Source organism: Paenibacillus sp. Y660 (assembly GCF_057221575.1).
Map to the genome: position 1 here is coordinate 1 of NZ_JBXBBJ010000004.1, position 16,662 is coordinate 16,662.

The 16,662-nt window shown below is 47.5% G+C and carries 14 protein-coding genes, 16 tRNA genes and 1 rRNA gene; all 31 read left to right on the plus strand.

The features are described from left to right. Positions 1 to 160: ribosomal RNA gene (locus AC2TDN_RS06645) — 23S ribosomal RNA — on the plus strand; the annotation flags it as partial. 191 nt (positions 161 to 351) lie between these two features. Next, positions 352 to 427, plus strand: a tRNA-Asn gene (locus tag AC2TDN_RS06650). A 4-nt stretch (positions 428 to 431) separates the two neighbouring features. Then, positions 432 to 522 (plus strand) — tRNA-Ser (locus AC2TDN_RS06655). Positions 523 to 526: 4 nt separating this feature from the next. Next, positions 527 to 601, plus strand: a tRNA-Glu gene (locus AC2TDN_RS06660). A 67-nt stretch (positions 602 to 668) separates the two neighbouring features. After that, positions 669 to 744 (plus strand) — tRNA-Val (locus AC2TDN_RS06665). A gap of 15 nt (positions 745 to 759) precedes the next feature. Then, a tRNA-Met gene (locus AC2TDN_RS06670) sits at positions 760 to 836 on the plus strand. A 39-nt stretch (positions 837 to 875) separates the two neighbouring features. After that, positions 876 to 952, plus strand: a tRNA-Asp gene (locus AC2TDN_RS06675). Between the two features lie 14 nt (positions 953 to 966). After that, positions 967 to 1,042 (plus strand) — tRNA-Phe (locus AC2TDN_RS06680). 29 nt (positions 1,043 to 1,071) lie between these two features. Next, positions 1,072 to 1,147: transfer RNA gene (locus tag AC2TDN_RS06685), tRNA-Thr, on the plus strand. Positions 1,148 to 1,150: 3 nt separating this feature from the next. Beyond that, a tRNA-Tyr gene (locus AC2TDN_RS06690) sits at positions 1,151 to 1,235 on the plus strand. A 9-nt stretch (positions 1,236 to 1,244) separates the two neighbouring features. Next, positions 1,245 to 1,318 (plus strand) — tRNA-Trp (locus tag AC2TDN_RS06695). A 20-nt stretch (positions 1,319 to 1,338) separates the two neighbouring features. Next, positions 1,339 to 1,414, plus strand: a tRNA-His gene (locus AC2TDN_RS06700). Positions 1,415 to 1,445: 31 nt separating this feature from the next. After that, positions 1,446 to 1,520, plus strand: a tRNA-Gln gene (locus tag AC2TDN_RS06705). Between the two features lie 7 nt (positions 1,521 to 1,527). Next, a tRNA-Gly gene (locus tag AC2TDN_RS06710) sits at positions 1,528 to 1,602 on the plus strand. 7 nt (positions 1,603 to 1,609) lie between these two features. Continuing rightward, a tRNA-Cys gene (locus AC2TDN_RS06715) sits at positions 1,610 to 1,683 on the plus strand. Between the two features lie 29 nt (positions 1,684 to 1,712). Next, positions 1,713 to 1,789: transfer RNA gene (locus AC2TDN_RS06720), tRNA-Arg, on the plus strand. A 14-nt stretch (positions 1,790 to 1,803) separates the two neighbouring features. After that, a tRNA-Leu gene (locus AC2TDN_RS06725) sits at positions 1,804 to 1,885 on the plus strand. A gap of 307 nt (positions 1,886 to 2,192) precedes the next feature. Continuing rightward, a complete protein-coding gene (locus tag AC2TDN_RS06730; RefSeq protein WP_484687390.1) occupies positions 2,193 to 2,573 on the plus strand; it encodes a GntR family transcriptional regulator in 381 nt (126 codons plus the stop codon). Between the two features lie 7 nt (positions 2,574 to 2,580). After that, entirely contained in the window at positions 2,581 to 3,279 is a 699-nt protein-coding gene (locus AC2TDN_RS06735; protein ID WP_484687391.1) for an ABC transporter ATP-binding protein, read from the plus strand. Continuing rightward, positions 3,276 to 4,028: a hypothetical protein gene (locus AC2TDN_RS06740; protein WP_484687392.1), complete on the plus strand. Its 753-nt coding sequence runs from the start codon at positions 3,276 to 3,278 to the stop codon at positions 4,026 to 4,028. Before AC2TDN_RS06735 ends, AC2TDN_RS06740 begins: the two co-directional genes overlap by 4 nt. A 199-nt stretch (positions 4,029 to 4,227) precedes the next feature. Next, on the plus strand, positions 4,228 to 5,979 hold the full coding sequence (locus AC2TDN_RS06745; protein WP_484687393.1) for a sensor histidine kinase: 1,752 nt from the start codon (positions 4,228 to 4,230) through the stop codon (positions 5,977 to 5,979). Continuing rightward, entirely contained in the window at positions 5,972 to 7,585 is a 1,614-nt protein-coding gene (locus tag AC2TDN_RS06750) for a response regulator (RefSeq protein WP_484687394.1), read from the plus strand. The genes AC2TDN_RS06745 and AC2TDN_RS06750 overlap by 8 nt, the downstream gene beginning before the upstream one ends. A 118-nt stretch (positions 7,586 to 7,703) precedes the next feature. Further along, entirely contained in the window at positions 7,704 to 8,681 is a 978-nt protein-coding gene (locus tag AC2TDN_RS06755) for an ABC transporter permease (protein ID WP_484687395.1), read from the plus strand. A gap of 51 nt (positions 8,682 to 8,732) precedes the next feature. Further along, positions 8,733 to 9,665, plus strand: a complete 933-nt coding sequence (locus tag AC2TDN_RS06760) for a carbohydrate ABC transporter permease (RefSeq protein WP_484687396.1) — start codon at positions 8,733 to 8,735, stop codon at positions 9,663 to 9,665. Between the two features lie 87 nt (positions 9,666 to 9,752). Then, entirely contained in the window at positions 9,753 to 11,306 is a 1,554-nt protein-coding gene (locus tag AC2TDN_RS06765; protein ID WP_484687397.1) for an ABC transporter substrate-binding protein, read from the plus strand. A gap of 145 nt (positions 11,307 to 11,451) precedes the next feature. Further along, positions 11,452 to 13,005, plus strand: a complete 1,554-nt coding sequence (locus AC2TDN_RS06770; protein WP_484687398.1) for an ABC transporter substrate-binding protein — start codon at positions 11,452 to 11,454, stop codon at positions 13,003 to 13,005. 309 nt (positions 13,006 to 13,314) lie between these two features. Further along, positions 13,315 to 13,611: a LiaF transmembrane domain-containing protein gene (locus AC2TDN_RS06775; RefSeq protein WP_482067383.1), complete on the plus strand. Its 297-nt coding sequence runs from the start codon at positions 13,315 to 13,317 to the stop codon at positions 13,609 to 13,611. Positions 13,612 to 13,686: 75 nt separating this feature from the next. Next, a complete protein-coding gene (locus AC2TDN_RS06780) occupies positions 13,687 to 14,373 on the plus strand; it encodes a PspA/IM30 family protein (protein WP_053374354.1) in 687 nt (228 codons plus the stop codon). Beyond that, a complete protein-coding gene (locus AC2TDN_RS06785; protein ID WP_484687399.1) occupies positions 14,370 to 14,807 on the plus strand; it encodes a PspC domain-containing protein in 438 nt (145 codons plus the stop codon). Before AC2TDN_RS06780 ends, AC2TDN_RS06785 begins: the two co-directional genes overlap by 4 nt. A gap of 1 nt (position 14,808) precedes the next feature. Beyond that, the gene (locus AC2TDN_RS06790) at positions 14,809 to 15,516 is read left to right on the plus strand and encodes a PspA/IM30 family protein (protein WP_482067381.1); all 708 of its coding nucleotides are present in this window, start codon (positions 14,809 to 14,811) and stop codon (positions 15,514 to 15,516) included. Positions 15,517 to 15,632: 116 nt separating this feature from the next. Continuing rightward, positions 15,633 to 16,634, plus strand: a complete 1,002-nt coding sequence (locus AC2TDN_RS06795) for a sensor histidine kinase (RefSeq protein ID WP_482067380.1) — start codon at positions 15,633 to 15,635, stop codon at positions 16,632 to 16,634. Positions 16,635 to 16,662 lie beyond the last annotated feature (28 nt).

Genomic DNA, 16,662 nt, shown 5'->3' on the forward strand with positions numbered 1-16,662 from the left:
GACGGGATAAGCGCTGAAAGCATCTAAGCGTGAAGCCCCCCTCAAGATGAGATTTCCCAGTATGTAAGACCCCTTGAAGACGACGAGGTTGATAGGTTCGGGGTGGAAGCACAGCAATGTGTGTAGCTGACGAATACTAATCGGTCGAGGGCTTATCCTAAAAGGTTTGCTAAGCAAACCTACATCGTAAGCATACGTTAAAAGGTTGTAAGTCAAACCTACATCGTAAGCATACGCTTAAGGTTTGCATGGACCCATACATCCGGCAGACACAGTTAAAGAGGTTTTCAGCAAACCTAATCTTTCGTATCCAGTTTTCAGGGCGCAATTTGCTTTGAAAGTGCAATATATTCCCTGATAGCTCAGTTGGTAGAGCACTCGACTGTTAATCGAGTTGTCACAGGTTCGAGTCCTGTTCGGGGAGCCATTATAGAGAGGTGTCCGAGTGGTCGAAGGAGCACGATTGGAAATCGTGTAGGCTCTAACCGGGTCTCGAGGGTTCGAATCCCTTCCTCTCTGCCAGTAAGGCCCGTTGGTCAAGTGGTTAAGACACCTCCCTTTCACGGAGGTAACAGGGGTTCGAGTCCCCTACGGGTCACCAACAAATCTTTAAAAAAAGTTTGACACAGAATAATGGCCTATGATAAGATATAAAGGTCGCTCAACACGGAGGCTTAGCTCAGCTGGGAGAGCATCTGCCTTACAAGCAGAGGGTCGGCGGTTCGATCCCGTCAGCCTCCACCATATAATTAATAATGACGCGGGGTGGAGCAGCCCGGTAGCTCGTCGGGCTCATAACCCGAAGGCCGCAGGTTCAAATCCTGCCCCCGCAACCAAAAATCTTTACCATTCGGAACTTTCCGAGATTATGATGTGGAGCTGTGGTGTAGTGGCCCAACATGCCTGCCTGTCACGCAGGAGACCGCGGGTTCGAATCCCGTCAGCTCCGCCACTTAAACAACATCAGGCTCGGTAGCTCAGTCGGTAGAGCAGAGGACTGAAAATCCTCGTGTCGGCGGTTCGATTCCGTCCCGAGCCACCATTAGATGTACATGCTTGACAAGTGAATATGCCGTTGTAGCTCAACTGGTAGAGCAACTGACTTGTAATCAGTAGGTTGGGGGTTCAAGTCCTCTCGACGGCACCACATGGAGGATTAGTGAAGTGGCTAAACACGGCAGACTGTAAATCTGCTCTCTCTGAGTTCGGTGGTTCGAATCCATCATCCTCCACCAGTTTACCTTAGGGGCATAGTTTAAAGGTAGAACAAAGGTCTCCAAAACCTTTGGTGTGGGTTCAATTCCTGCTGCCCCTGCCAATTGAATATTTTTGAACGTGGCGGTCGTGGCGAAGTGGTTAACGCATCGGTTTGTGGATCCGACACTCGGGGGTTCAATTCCCCTCGATCGCCCCATTAATTCAAAAATAGGTAATGCATATTTTGTTGGGGATTAGCCAAGCGGTAAGGCAACGGACTTTGACTCCGTCATTCTCAGGTTCGATCCCTGAATCCCCAGCCATTTATATGCGGAAGTGGCTCAGCGGTAGAGCATCGCCTTGCCAAGGCGAGGGTCGCGGGTTCGATTCCCGTCTTCCGCTCCATTTATTTGGCGCCATAGCCAAGTGGTAAGGCAGAGCTCTGCAAAAGCTCTACCCCCAGTTCGAGTCTGGGTGGCGCCTCCACAGATTTTTTAATGCAAGAAACAAAACATGTGCCCTTAGCTCAGCTGGATAGAGCGTTTGACTACGAATCAAAAGGTCAGGAGTTCGAATCTCTTAGGGCACGCCATTATTTACCTGAATGCCGATGTGGCGGAATGGCAGACGCGCGCGACTCAAAATCGTGAGGGAAACCGTGGAGGTTCGAGTCCTCTCATCGGCACCATAATTACTTACATAAACTCTTGAGATCCTTTGGATCTTGAGAGTTTTTTTGTGCGTTGTCCTACTTAAATTTATTTTTAAAGTGTCTCTTTACAACAACATATTACTAGTGTACTATTTAACTAACACACAAGGACACTGGAGGAAAAATTCGATGAAAGCATCTGCTAAGTTAAATGAAGCAAGCATCGTTTGTGCTGCGTATGTTGCTTTGTTTCTAGCGGTAAGCTTTGTTACTTTCAAAAAACGGGATATTGCCTAACAGTTGATTTATTTGTTAAGTGCAGCAGAAGGGAGAAGGACAAATTGTGAGCATTGAATTCGATAATAATTTGCCGATCTATTTGCAAATCATGAATTACATCAAGAAAGAAATTGTCATCGGGAAGCTTAAAGCAGGGGATAAAATACCGGCCGTACGGGAGCTGGCTCTAGAGCTGCAAATTAATCCGAATACGATTCAGCGAACCTTTCAGGAGCTTGAACGCGAACAAATCGTAGAGACGAAGCGTGGGCTTGGACGATATGTAACGAGCGAGGAGACAAAGATTATGGAGATCAAAAAAGAGATGGCTGGCGATCTGCTCGGTCGCTTCATACAAGGGATGCAGGAGCTTGGCTTTGCGAGTAACGATATTGTAATGATTGTTGCGCAAGCGGTAGACGAGAAGGATAACAAAGAGGAGTGAAGAGAACGTGAAAAGCGTATTGCAACTGACTGATGTATCGAAATCATATGCAGGCAAGAAGGCATTAAATCACATTTCGCTTAACATTGCACCCGGCAAAATTGTTGGTTTGCTTGGCTGCAACGGCAGCGGTAAGAGCACACTGATGAAAATTGCGGCTGGTCTTGTTCATCCTGCCTCCGGCTCAGTCCAGGTGGGCGGTCAGCTAGTCGGCAGAGAGACAAGGGAGTATACCTCATTTATGCCGGATCAGCCGCTGACGGAAAGCTGGATGCGCTTGGAGGATGCGATCCAGTTTAATAACGATTTTTATGCAGACTTTGATCTGGCGAAAGCCAATGAAATGCTAGCCTTCATGAAGCTGAACAAAAGGGATCGTGTCAGCGCTCTATCCAAAGGAATGAATGAACGGCTGCAGCTTACTCTTGCGTTGTCGCGAAATGCGAAGCTTTATTTGCTCGATGAGCCAATTGGCGGGGTAGATCCTGTCGCAAGAGCGAAGATTTTGGATGCAATCGTTAACTACTATAACGAGGATAGCAGCCTGCTTGTATCGACCTATCTCGTACGTGATATCGAACGGATCTTCGATGAAGTTATTTTCATAAGTGAAGGTAAGATCGTGCTGCAGGATGAAGTGGAAAATATTCGGCTTACGCGCGGAAAAAGTGTTGATGAGATGTTTAAGGAGTTGTTCGGGGAATGATCAAACTGTTGAAATATGATTGGAAACGGAACAGCGATGGAATTCTCAGTACGCTTGCCATATTGGTTGTTCTTGAAGCAGCGCTATCGATTACGGGACTTACACAGAATTGGAATGAACCGGTGGTGTTATCGTTCAGCATATTCGGCTACGTGCTTGCCATGTCGCTGTTGTTCATTCATTGCTGCCGAACGTTTGATCAAAATTTAAAGTCGTACAGCCGCAGGCTCCTGCCTATTCATCCAATTAACGGGGTAGGCTCAACCATTTTGCTAAGCTGGATTTGCGTGATTTTGATCGCTGTAATTGCTGCTATTCATATTCCGATTTATTTCGCTTTTTCGGATATAGATACCACCTTTATAAAAGAGAATTTTCAATTTGAAAAAGGATCGATACTTTGGATTATTTTAGGCTCCGCGTGGACGTTTACATCTTTGCTTATTTCTATTCTTGCTTCGACTACGGTTGCGCGCAGCTTTAGGTTCAAGCGATCCGCTTGGATTGGAATTCTGTTTTTCTTCGGGGCGCAAATCATTATGGCTTGGATTTCAGAAGTAATATTTGATTATGGCGAGGATTCTTTGGGCTTTGTCGAAATTAATAGTACGCAAACGGGGAATGCGATGTCCTTCCAATCATCATTTAGTCTAAACACATTTACAGGACCGTTTCTATTAGAGCTGGTATTTACGGCTAGTTTCCTATATTTGATGCATTATTTGTTAAGCAAAAAAGTAGAGCTATAAGACACAATCAGAAAGGCGCTTGAGGGTTTATTTTACCCCCGTGCGCCTTTTTTGGCGTGTTAGGGGCTTCGCGCGCTATTTGAGGATGGTCGTCAACGCCGCTGTACGGGATGATTAGTTCGATTAATATGATTTTAAGAAAGCGCTTTAAATGATAGTATTAGAGAGGATTCAAATTATGATAGGGGGAAAGCGGAGCGTGTGGTTCGGTAAATCGATAAGAACTCGACTTATTATCGGATTTATGGCAGTAATGCTGCCGGTCGTCATTTATATGCTTATCAATAACAGCTATTCGCGCGATATCGTTCGTGAGAAGGTGTCGGAGACCTACCGGAACACGCTCGATATTTATGTCGGTCAGACGGATCACAACCTAGCTCAAATCAACGATTATCTTTATAAAATGTCTGTGCTTGATTCAGACGTCGGGCTGCTTATGTCCTTCCCGATGGACAGCGACGGCTACACCTTAACGAAAATACGGATCGATTCCAAGCTGAATCGCGACGTAGGCGTCTATAATCTGATCGATGCTGTGTTTCTATACCACAAGAACGACATTATTTTTGGAACGGACAGCGTATATAACGATACGAAAAAAATAATCAAATCCCATATGGATACGATGACGACGGAACGAAATTTGCTTCTGAACGATCAACAAACGTGGGAAGTAAGAGCCGACGAGCGGATGCCGGGCAAATTTTTTCTAATCAACTTCATTAAAGCATCAGAGGGGCTGTATGTCGGCGCCATGATCAAAGTACAGGATATCAACAAAATGCTCTCTATCCAATGGAGTGACGGGGATATCGGGCATAACGGCATTTACTTGCGAGATGGGGACCGGCTTGTACAATCATTAACGGAAAACATAGGGCCATTTGAGCAGAGTTATAAAATAACGAATAAACCTTATGAGTCGCTGACAGACCGGGGAACAGGCGCGACCTATCTCGTGATGAACCGTATGAGCGAAATGGTCAATATTGCTTACCGCGTCGTGATTCCGGAGGAAACGCTGCTTCGCAACCTTTTGTTTTTCCGAAATGCAACGCTGTTTGCTCCGATCGGTTTTTTAGCCATCTTGCTTATGTACTTATTTTTTATGCGCAACATGCTGTTTAAGCCGCTGCATGAGCTCATTCTGGCGATGAAGAAAATATCACTCGGGATGCTGGACGTAAGGCTTAAGAAAAACAATACACTTGAATTTGAATTTCTCGGCAACACATTCAATGTCATGGCTGAGCAAATTAAGACGCTGAAAATCGATGTGTACGAGGAGCAGCTTCGGGTGAAGCAGGGGGAGCTGAAGCAGCTTCAAGCGCAAATCAACCCGCATTTTTATATGAACAGCTTGAATATCATTTATAACTTGGCTGCACTGAACGATACGGAATCGGTCAAAAAGATGTCACTGCATCTTGCGGATTACTTCCGCTTTATTATGAAAGCCAATCGGGATACGATTACGCTCAAAGAAGAGCTGATGCATATCGAGAACTACATGACGATTCAAAAAATCCGTTTTCCCGACAAGCTGGAATGCACGTTTGAGGGAATGGACGACATTATGAGTTATCCGATAGCGGCATTGACCGTACAGCCGTTTGTCGAAAATTCGATCATTCATGGCTATAAAAACAGGAGGCAGCTGTTCCAAATTAAAATCGCGGCGGAAATAGACGCTGACAATGGATTTACGCTTACGATCAGCGACAATGGCGTCGGCTTTAGCCCAGAGGTGCTGGAGAAGCTGCATAATAAGGAGCCGCTGCAGCAGGAGGAGACGGGCAGCCTGGGCATCATGAACGTTATTCACCGGCTGCAGCTGCTATATGGTGAGCGGACGTCGATCACATTCCGCAATCAAGCGGAGGGCACAGGCGCGATAGTGGTTATCGTATTTCCTAAGCGAGTGGAAGGGGTAAAGGCCGTTGTATAATTTATTGGTCGTTGATGATGAAGAGATTGCGATTCGCGGCATCGTAGAGGGCATTGATTGGTCGACGCTTCCTATTGGCAATATCTATACAGCTATTGATGCGGAGGAGGCGCAGTCCTTGCTGACCGCACACACGGTACATATTATGCTGTCGGACATCGATATGCCGAATCAAAGCGGCATTGATCTGCTGGAGTGGACGAACGAGCACTCTCCTTCCACCGTGACGATCTTCCTTACCGGGCATGCGGATTTCAAGTATGCGCAGCAGGCCGTACAGCTCGATTGCTTCGATTATTTGCTCAAGCCAATCGACCACAACGCGCTGAAAGCTTGTGTGAACGAGGCGCTGGACAAGGTTCGCGATTTGGAGCAGCTTGCAAAAATTCGTGGAACGTACAGCTTATTTTATGAGCAGTGGAGCAAGCAGCGTCCGATTCTAATCGAGCGCTTCTGGCTGGATGTCATCCATTATAGGCTTTCCGCTGCGCCGCAGCAGCTTGATTCCGCGCTGCAAAACTATGCAATGCCGCTCCAATCGGGCAGCCTTATTCGCGTCGTACTCATAAGCATCGAGCAGTGGCGAGAGGAATGGTTGGCGCGCGACGAAGAGATTATGACCTATGGTGTAAAAAACGCGGCCGAGGAGCTTGTGCTTCAGAGCGATCCGGGGCTTATTGTTCAGGATGGCAGCGGGATTTTATATGCACTACTGTATAGCTCGCCCGATGGGAACGCGCCATCTACCGCCGTCACCAACGAGCGCTGCAAAACGTTTATTAATCAGTGCAAAAGCATGCTGCATTGCCATCTTTCCTGTTATATCGGAGAGAACGTGGAGGTAAAGCAACTCCGCGCCTCCGTTCAGACGCTGCTATCCCTGGAGCGTAGCAACGTAAGCAGCACATGCGCCATCATTATGGAGCGGGACGATAAGCAGAAGCATGGGCACAGCGCCCCACAGCAAGCTCCCTTCTCCGATTGGGTGCTGCTGCTCGAATCAGGAAAGCGGACGGAATTAGCGCTGCGGATCGATGAGTGCTTCGACCAGATGCAGCAGAGAAGTGTCGATTATACGCATATGGCCTCGTTTTATTTTGGCTTTATGAATATGCTGATTGAGTGGCTCAATAAAAAATCAGTACAATTGACCGATGTATTCACGAATCGAGAATGGGAGGTTGGCGAGAATGTCCTGAAATCGTTAGCCCGGATGCGAATCTGGGCACAGCAATTAAGCGCTCAGGTAACGGAATACGCCAATCAGAACGGAAAGGACGTATCGCAGGTTGTAGATAAGGTTCAGCGCTTTATGGAGGAGCATCTTGGCGAAGAGTTTAGCCGCGAGCAGGCTGCGGAGTCGGTTTATTTGAATCCTGCCTATCTATCGCGCCTGTACCGCAGGGAAACCGGCTATTCGTTAACGGATTACTTGGTGAGAATAAGAATTGCGAAGGCGCGCAGCTTGCTGGAGCAAACGAATAACCGGGTCAGCGATATCGCGCTTCATGTAGGTTATTCTAACTTCTCGCATTTCTCCAAGCTATTTAAGAAGATGACCGGCCTGACGCCGCAGGAATATCGCAAGAAGTATCAGGATGTGTGAGTGAAAAGTCACAGCACCGTTAATATGGTCACGGCGCCGACAGATGTCGGCGTCTTTTTTTTATACAATTTAAGCAAGAGAAATGACTTAAAGCCTTAGAAAGAGGAGGAGGAAGACGATGGCGGATCAGACGTCGAAAGCTGCGGCAACGGCCTATATTCCACAAATTAAAGCTAGGAAGACATCTCATTTACTCATATTCCGCAAATACTGGATGTTCTATGTGATGATGCTCCCGGCCATCGTTCTGCTTGTATTCAACAACTATATTCCAATGTTCGGCATCATAATCGCGTTCAAGAGCATTAACTACGCGGATGGCATACTAGGAAGCGCGTGGAATGGGTTAACGAACTTCGAGTATTTGTTCAAGACATCCGATGCGTGGATTATTACGCGCAACACACTATTGTACAACTCTGGCTTTATTATTCTCAATTTGATCATTCCACTGGCGTTTGCGCTGATGCTTAATGAGATTCGCAACAGGTTCGTCGCCAAGCTCCATCAGACGGTTATGTTTCTTCCTTATTTTCTATCCATGGTCGTGATCAGCTACCTCGTCTTCGGCTTCATGAGCGATGAGCACGGTTACTTGAACAGCTCGCTGCTTCCGGCATTAGGGCTTGAGAAGGTGAGCTGGTATTTTACCCAGGAGGTATGGCCTTACGTCCTGCCAATCGTGAACACGTGGAAGAGCATGGGCTACTTCACCGTCATTTATATGGCTGCTATCATCGGCATCGACGATGAGTATTACGAGGCTGCAACGATCGACGGGGCGAGCAAGTGGAAGCAAATGACCCGCATTACGATCCCGCTCATTATGCCTGTCATTACGATAATGACGCTGCTTCAGATCGGCAAAATATTTAATGCGGATTTTGGCCTATTCTTCCAGGTGCCGAGAGAATCGGGCGTGCTGTTCCCGGTTACGAACGTCATCGACACTTATGTCTATCGGACGTTCCTGACCGTTGGCGACATCGGCTTATCATCCGCAGCGGGTCTGCTGCAGTCGGTCGTCGGATTCACGCTGGTTTTTCTATCGAACTGGGTTGTGCGCCGCATCAACAAGGATAACGCATTATTTTAGCAGATGATTAGCCATTCTTCTTTTCTATGAAAAATTTATGGAGGTGAACCTATGGAAGCAGTCGAGAAAATGTCGTCCGGGTCCAATCCAAAAAACCAATTGTCGATTCCGGCTTCTCTAGGCATCAATGTGTTCTTTATTGTATATTCGCTGCTCTGCATCATACCGCTTGTTCTGATCGTTATGGTCTCGATTTCGGATGAGGCGACGGTCGTGCGGGAGGGCTATCAATTTATCCCTTCAAAGCTTGACTTGGCTGCCTACCAATTTCTGTTCAAGGATGCGACCCAAATTATTCGCTCCTACAGCATCTCGATCCTCGTCACTATCGTGGGCACAACGCTCAGCCTTATTATTATGGCGCTGTACGCTTATCCGATCTCAAGAACAGACTTCCCGCATGCCAAGTTTTTTACCTTCTTCGTTTTCTTTACGATGCTGTTCTCAGGCGGACTTGTGCCATGGTACTTGGTGTACGTTCGTTTACTCGACTTAAAGGATACGCTGCTTGCCCTCATTATGCCGCTTCTCGTCGCAGCTTTCTTCGTGCTCATCATTCGCACGTTCTTTCAGACGACGATTCCGGTAGCCGTACTGGAGTCCGCTAAGATTGACGGTGCAGGAGAGCTTACTATTTTCGCAAAAATCGTCCTACCTTTATCGCTACCAGTGCTCGCGACGGTTGCACTCTTCCAGACGCTCACCTATTGGAATGATTGGTTTCTCAGCTTGGTGTTCATTACGAAGGATGGGAATATTACCGTGCAATATTTGATGTATAAGACGATGCTGAACATTCAATTCCTTGCGAATAACAGCACGGCGGCAGCAGCGATTACGGCAGCGGGCGGAACGTTCAAATTTCCGAGCGAGACTGTTCGCATGGCGATGGTTGTCGTCGGGATCGGGCCAATTATTTTCGCGTACCCGTTCTTTCAAAAGTACTTTGTCAAAGGGTTGACTGTAGGCGCTGTAAAGGGCTGATTGTACAAATGAACGGTTGCCAAAATGGCTGGAGCCGGCTATGCCGGTTTAGCATACAACTTAATTTTTAAGGGAGGTCTACCCGCTATGAAGCAAGTTAAACAAAAAACATCGATGCTTCTCATGATGATGCTGACCATCGTGCTCGTCATGTCCGCATGCTCAGGAAACAACAGTAAAACGAATAACAATCCAGAGTCTGCGAAGAATACTGCCGCCGAGACAGACAAACCAGCAGGTACAGAAGAAGAGCCGCCCGCATCCGATCTGAAGCCTTACAAAATCTCGCTCGTCTATCCAGGCACCCCTCAGAAGGATGAGAAAAAAGTGGAAGAGGCGCTTAATAAGCTGCTGACCGAAAAAATCAACGCAACCATCGATCTAATGCCAATAGACTGGGGCGCATGGGACGATAAAATCAATCTGATGATCGCATCCCGCGAAGAGGTTGACATTATCTTCACTGCGCAGTGGAACGGCCATGCGAATAACGTATCCAAGGGTGCATTCCTTGAGCTAGGCGGTCTGATCGATCAATACGGCAAGGGCATCGTTGAAACGCTAGACCCTGCCTTCCTCGAAGGCGCGAAGATCAATGGCAAAAACTACGGCGTGCCAACGAACAAGGAACTAGCTGCCGCAGGCGGGATCGTATACCGCAAAGACGTTACCAACGAGCTTGGCATTGATATGAGCAATGTCAAAACACCTCAGGATCTAGATGCAATCTATGCCGTCGTAAAAGCAAAAAGACCTGAATTGACGCCGCTTTACACAACAGCGGGAGCCTTTAACTCGCATTTCTTTGCCAACTATGACTTTCTAGGCGATTCGACGATTCCAGGAGCCGTTCTGAAGGATCATGACGGTACGACCGTAACGCCGATGGAGAAAATCGACCGCTACAAGGAATATTTGAACCTTACCCGCGACTATTTCAAAAAAGGCTACATTAACGCCGATGCCGCGACAACGCAGGTCGCTTCCGCAGATGCATGGAAAGCAGGCACTGTATTCTCTACAATCGAGCCGATGAAGCCTGGCAAGGATTCTGAAATTGCGAGCGCTTCAGGGCTGACAGGCAAGCTTGCCCAAATTATAATGACGGAAAAAACGGTTGCTACGTCTGAAACCGCTGGCTCGATGCTCGGCGTCTCCTCCACTTCGAAGGATCCGGCCCGCGCTATGATGCTGATCAATTTGCTGCACACGGATAAAGAAATCAACAATCTGCTGAACTTCGGTTTGGAAGGCGACCACTTTACACGCAGCGGTGAAATCATTACCGCAACAGGCAACACCGCGAACTATAACCCAGGCTCCGCTTGGATGTTCGGCAGTCAATTCCTTAACTACGTATGGGACACGGAGGACCCAGACAAGTGGGCGAAATTCAAGGAGTTCAACCAAAACGCAAAGGTCTCTCCCGCGCTTGGCTTCGTATTTAACAGCGAGCCCGTGAAGGCTGAAGTAGGCGCGCTCGCAAACGTTATCCGTCAATATCAAAGAGCGCTTGAAACCGGCTCCGTCGACGTCGATAAAATTTTAGCCGAGTATGAGGCGAAGCTGAAGGATGCTGGCGTTGACAAGGTCGTAGCCGAAAAACAAAAGCAATTCGACGAATTTCTGGCAAACAAATAAGTGTTAAGCGAAGCTTAGTCTGTAAATAATGAAAACCCGCGTCTTGCAAAGGCGCGGGTTTTTCTTGCTTGCATTTTTTGGCCTGGTATTTACAATTAAACTATTGAACGCAATATCATCAACCCATTAGGGGGGCAATTCGATAATGACCCGAACGACGAGCCTTATGATTCGTGCAAGGATGCTCCTATTGGGCGGCTTATTTGTAATAAGCGCTTGCTCTTATCAGATAGCCGAGAATAGCCCGCTTAGCAGCAAAAATAATGAAAGCGCTTCATCAAATATGGCGAATAGCGGCGGATTACAGCAGGACCGAACACTCCAGCCTTATACATTAAAATTTGTATATACGGGATCGCCGCAGAAGGACGAGGAAGAAGTAGAGGCGGCAATGAATGTGTATTTAATTGATAAAATCAATGCGAAAATAGATCTCATGCCGATTGATTGGGGGCCATGGGACGATAAAATCAACCTGATGGTCGCATCGCGCGAGAAGATTGATATCTTATTTACAGCACAGTGGAACAAGCATGCGGTAAATGTGTCTAAGGGGGCATTTTTAGAAATCGATGAGCTGCTGGAGCAGTATGGACAAGGTATTTTGCAATCGCTTGACCCCATATTTCTAGCCGGTGCCAAAATCGACGGGAAAAACTATGCGGTTCCGACGAACAAGGAGTTAGCGGCGCAGGGCGGCATTGTCTATCGCTCGGATATTGCCGAGGAGCTGGGAATTGACATGTCCAACGTAAAAACAATCGAGGATTTGGATGCTGTGTATGCAATCATTCTTGCAAAAAAGCCGGGAATGACGCCTCTCTATATGAAGATGGGCGAGACGTTTAATGCGCATTATGTCGGTAATTTTGATGCACTTGGCGATACGTCGATTCCCGGCATTATTCTTAAGGATGGCGAAAGCACAAAGGTCATGCCGGCCTACGAGGTTGACCGTTATGTGGATACGCTGCGCATTACGCGGCAATTTTTTCAGAAGGGATACATCAATAAAGATGCGGCAACAAATCAGACGATGAACAACGACGCTTTAAGATCTGGAGACGTTTTCTCTATTACTTCCGCTTTGAAACCCGGGAAGGAGGAGGAGCTGGCTATTCAGACCGGCCTTATCGGTAAGCTTGCCCAGTTGCCCTTAAATGAGAAGACGATTTCAACGTCTGAGACAGCAGGCTCTATGCTGGCGATCTCCACTACCTCACAGGACGCTGCGCGCGCCATGTTGTTTATCAATTTGCTCCATACGGACTCTTACTTGAACAATCTGCTGAATTACGGCATAGAAGGCAAGCATTATACGAAGGTAGACGAAAATGTGATCATGCCGACCGAGCAAACACAGCATTATAATCCTGGCTCCAACTGGATGTTCGGCAACCAGTTTCTGAACTATGTATGGGACTCTGAAGATCCCGACAAATGGAATCATTTCAAACAATTCAATCAAAACGCAAAGCTCTCACCCGGACTTGGCTTCGTATTTGACGGTGATGCGGTTAGAGCTGAGATAGCTGCTGTCGTCAATGTAAACAGACAATATCAAACTGCCTTGGAAACCGGCTCAGTCGATATTGATAAAGTATTGCCGGAGTATACCGAGAGACTTCAAGCGGCCGGCATCGACAAGATTGTTGCAGAGAAGCAGGCTCAATTCGATCAATTTCTGGCTACCAAATAAATGTATCAACTATATAAAGTGCCGGCCAATCGATAGCTGCGATGCCGGCATTTTTGGTTCGGTTAGTGTGCGAGGTCATTTGGGCGTGATTCGTTGAATAGTACGGCTTGGGTAGTGAAATAGCGCCGAAAAGCGTTATTTTCCCCCGGAGGCGGGCGGCTGACTCGACCTAAGTCCAGTTCGAAAACCGCCGAAGGTCCGTTTTATAAAAGCGTAAATTAATCTAAACTAAGTACATAAGCAAGAGCAACACACATAAGGCAATAAACGAATGGAAAAAAATAAAAATGGAAAGGAGTTGAAACGGAGATGAATGGAAAAAGCGCGTTAGGCGTACTGCTTATGATCGTCGGAGTTATCGCGGTACTTAATTTTGTGGGTGTCCACTTTGGTGCTATATTCGGATTCTTGCTCCCGTTCATTCTAATCGGACTGGGTATCGTCGGTTGGATGAACAGCAAGAAATGGATTGGCGGCATACTTATCGTAATCGGCGGTATGATGGTTCTCGGCAAGCTCGGCGGCGTCATTTTGCTGCTTCTGGCAATCGGCTTGATCGTAGCTGGAGTAAGCCTCTTCAAGAAAGATAAACGCAGAGCTTACTAAGCGCTGCGAAAGATAAAAGAATGAACGGTTTAACGAAGCATGGCAAGCATCGCAAAACGTTAAGGAGGACATGGAATGAGTATTATGAAGCGAGTGCGCGACATTACGGTTGCTACACTAAATGAACGTCTTGAGAAATCAGAAGATCCGGTTCGGATGATCGATCAATTTCTCTGGTCTACCAGAGAAGATATCATTCAAGCGGAGAAGCTGTACCAGCAGTACGCTGGCCACAGCAACCACTTAAAAGCACAATGGCTGCAGGCTGAGGAGCAAAAGGAACGGCGCGAGAATCAAGCGTTGACGGCTCTAAAGGCAGGCGAGGAGCAGCTGGCAAGAATAGCCCTTCACGAGAAAGCAAGTTGCGAAGAACGCTCGGTTCAATACCGTGAACTGTTCGAGCAAAGCAGACAAAATACTCTGGATCTAGAAGAGCAGCTTCGCGAGATGCGCAGCGAATACCAATCGGTATATGACAAACGCGAATATTATGCGGCTCGCATGGAATCACTAAGACTTCAACAGCGGATGAACAGCCGCTACAGCAGCGGCTTCGGCGAACAAGGCATTCAGTCGGGTTCCGTATTCAGAAGACTGGAAGATCGGATTAGCGGCATGGAGCACGAAGCGAAAAGCTTGCGCGACATTCGCAGAATGGGGCAAGAATTCGTAACGGAAGCGGGCAACACTGTACAATCCGTTATAGAACGTGAGCTTGAGCAATTGAAGCGAAAGCTTGAGAAAGAGGGCTGGTCGTCTTGAAGAAACTTTTTCGTTCCTCACGCGACAAAAAAATATTAGGTCTTTGCGGCGGATTAGCGGAGATGTTGAACGTTGACGCAACACTGCTGCGGATCTTGCTAATAATTGTAACCATCATTACAGGTGGAGGAGTAATCCTGATTTATCTTTTGGCAGGCTTGGTTGTACCAAAAGAACCGCCGACCTATTCGAACTTTGGACCAAACGGCGGCTACAATCCTGGATTTGGCCAACAAGCTAATTCGCCATTCGGCGGTCCTTACAAAAACCCGCCACAAGCACCAGGCTCTTGGAATTCGCAAGGACCGGCACCACAGCCAGCAGCATCGACACAGTTCGATAGCATGATGGATGATTTGGAGAAAAAAGCGCTGCGTCGTGAAATTGAAGAATTGAAAGCCAAAATTGCTAAATACGAGAAGGGAGATTTTTAATATGGGAATTTTCAAACGCATGAAGGATATGACAAAGGCATCGGTAAATGAGGCATTGGATAAAATCGAAGATCCGATTATTATGTTGAATCAATACCTGCGCGACATGGAGTCCGAAATTCATCAAGCTGAGGTTACAGTAGCTAAACAAATGGCAAATGAGCGCCGCATGAAGCAGCGCCTTGAGGAAACTGTACGCAGTGCGGCTGATCGTGAGTCTAAAGCAGAAGCGGCTCTAAGAGCCGGCCAAGAGGAGCTTGCTCGCAAGCTGCTGGAAGAAAAGCTTTATTTTGACCAGAAAGTAACCGAATATGTTGATTTGCATACACAGTCGAAAGCACAAGCAGAGGAATTGCTGCAGCAATTGCACACGATGAAGGAAGAGTTCTACCAACTGCGCAACAAGCGCAATGAGCTTGCTTCCCGTGCACAAGTAGCTAAAGCTCAAAAACAAATGGCGCAATTGACCGCGAACCATACGATCGACAGCGGCTCTGCATCACGCGGCTTCTACCGTATGGAAGAGAAAATTATGCAGCTCGAAGCAGAAGCGGACGTTTTGCGCACTCCTTACACATACAGCGGTGCAACAAACAGCTTTAATGCAGCGGATGCTGAGAAACAAGTGAAAGTGGATGAGCAGTTGCAAGCGCTCAAGAACAAGCTGAATCCGGCCCCTTCTTTAACAAAAGCTTCTACTGAAGAATAGGATCATGGCACTCGAAAGCAGCGGACCGTCTAACGGTCTGCTCTTTCATGTTTGCATGAATAATGACATAAGCAGGCATTAAGAGTTAAAATAGTACATAGAAGGAAGTGAGCCGTATGGAACAGCGCAATAAGGGTGACCAGCCGAATCATGCGGCCCGTAGGAGCAATGCTACGGAAACGATATTGTGGCTGCTTATTATCATCAGCTTGGTTGTCATCGTATTGCAAGGAATCGGCTATGTTGAGCTGTTCACGCTTCAAGGCAAATGGGCGGTAATCGGGCTGACTATCGTTGGGGTAGGAATGGCTGCTGCTGCGCTGAATGGTTATTTGCAAAATTCGAGGCTGAAGGAATCGTTAAAGCGGTTGACGGAGCAGCAGGTGAAACGCAGGTTTACCGTTACGCTAAGCAATGGCGAGAAGACGGAAAATGAAATATCGGAGCAGGAGCAGGTCGACCCGAATTGGACCGAAAAGGTCAAATTTACGGCCGTGATCGAAGAGCGCCAGCGCCTTGCGCGCGAGCTGCATGACGCGGTGAGCCAGCAGCTATTCGCCATCTCGATGACGGCGACGGCCGTCAGCCGGACGATTGAGCGGGACTGGGAGCGGGCACGGCGTCAAGTACAGCTTATTGAAGAAATGGCAGCCGTTGCGCAATCGGAAATGCGCGCCTTGCTGCTTCATCTTCGGCCCGTCCACTTGGACGGAAAAAACCTGGGGCAGGCGCTTACTGTTCTAGTGGATGAGCTGAAGCAGAAAGTACCGATGACGATATCGCTTGAGGTGGATGATACGATTATGCTGCCGCCAAATTCAGAGGATCATTTGTTCCGGATTGCACAGGAGGCATTATCGAATACGCTAAGGCATTCCAAAGCGGATAGAATGGAAATCAAGCTGATTCGCTCGGGGAATCAAGTGCATATGAGTCTTCTTGACAGCGGCATCGGGTTTGATCTTGAGTCGAAGAAGCAGACGTCTTACGGGCTGCTTACGATGGAGGAGCGGGTGCTTGAGCTGGGCGGATCGCTGCAGATGATCTCGAAGCCAGGCGAGGGGACCGTTATTCATATTTGGGTTCCGGCGGATGGACAGCGAGAAGCGAAGTCATAAGCATGAAGATTGAAATCGATTAACGATA

Excerpts from the sequence above, each read along its gene's own strand:
- AC2TDN_RS06740 (WP_484687392.1), top strand. The coding sequence starts at position 3,276 with ATGATCAAACTGTTGAAATATGATTGGAAACGGAACAGCGATGGAATT.
- AC2TDN_RS06755 (WP_484687395.1), top strand. The coding sequence starts at position 7,704 with ATGGCGGATCAGACGTCGAAAGCTGCGGCAACGGCCTATATTCCACAA.
- AC2TDN_RS06760 (WP_484687396.1), top strand. The coding sequence starts at position 8,733 with ATGGAAGCAGTCGAGAAAATGTCGTCCGGGTCCAATCCAAAAAACCAA.
- AC2TDN_RS06765 (WP_484687397.1), top strand. The coding sequence starts at position 9,753 with ATGAAGCAAGTTAAACAAAAAACATCGATGCTTCTCATGATGATGCTG.
- AC2TDN_RS06770 (WP_484687398.1), top strand. The coding sequence starts at position 11,452 with ATGACCCGAACGACGAGCCTTATGATTCGTGCAAGGATGCTCCTATTG.
- AC2TDN_RS06775 (WP_482067383.1), top strand. The coding sequence starts at position 13,315 with ATGAATGGAAAAAGCGCGTTAGGCGTACTGCTTATGATCGTCGGAGTT.
- AC2TDN_RS06780 (WP_053374354.1), top strand. The coding sequence starts at position 13,687 with ATGAGTATTATGAAGCGAGTGCGCGACATTACGGTTGCTACACTAAAT.
- AC2TDN_RS06790 (WP_482067381.1), top strand. The coding sequence starts at position 14,809 with ATGGGAATTTTCAAACGCATGAAGGATATGACAAAGGCATCGGTAAAT.
- AC2TDN_RS06795 (WP_482067380.1), top strand. The coding sequence starts at position 15,633 with ATGGAACAGCGCAATAAGGGTGACCAGCCGAATCATGCGGCCCGTAGG.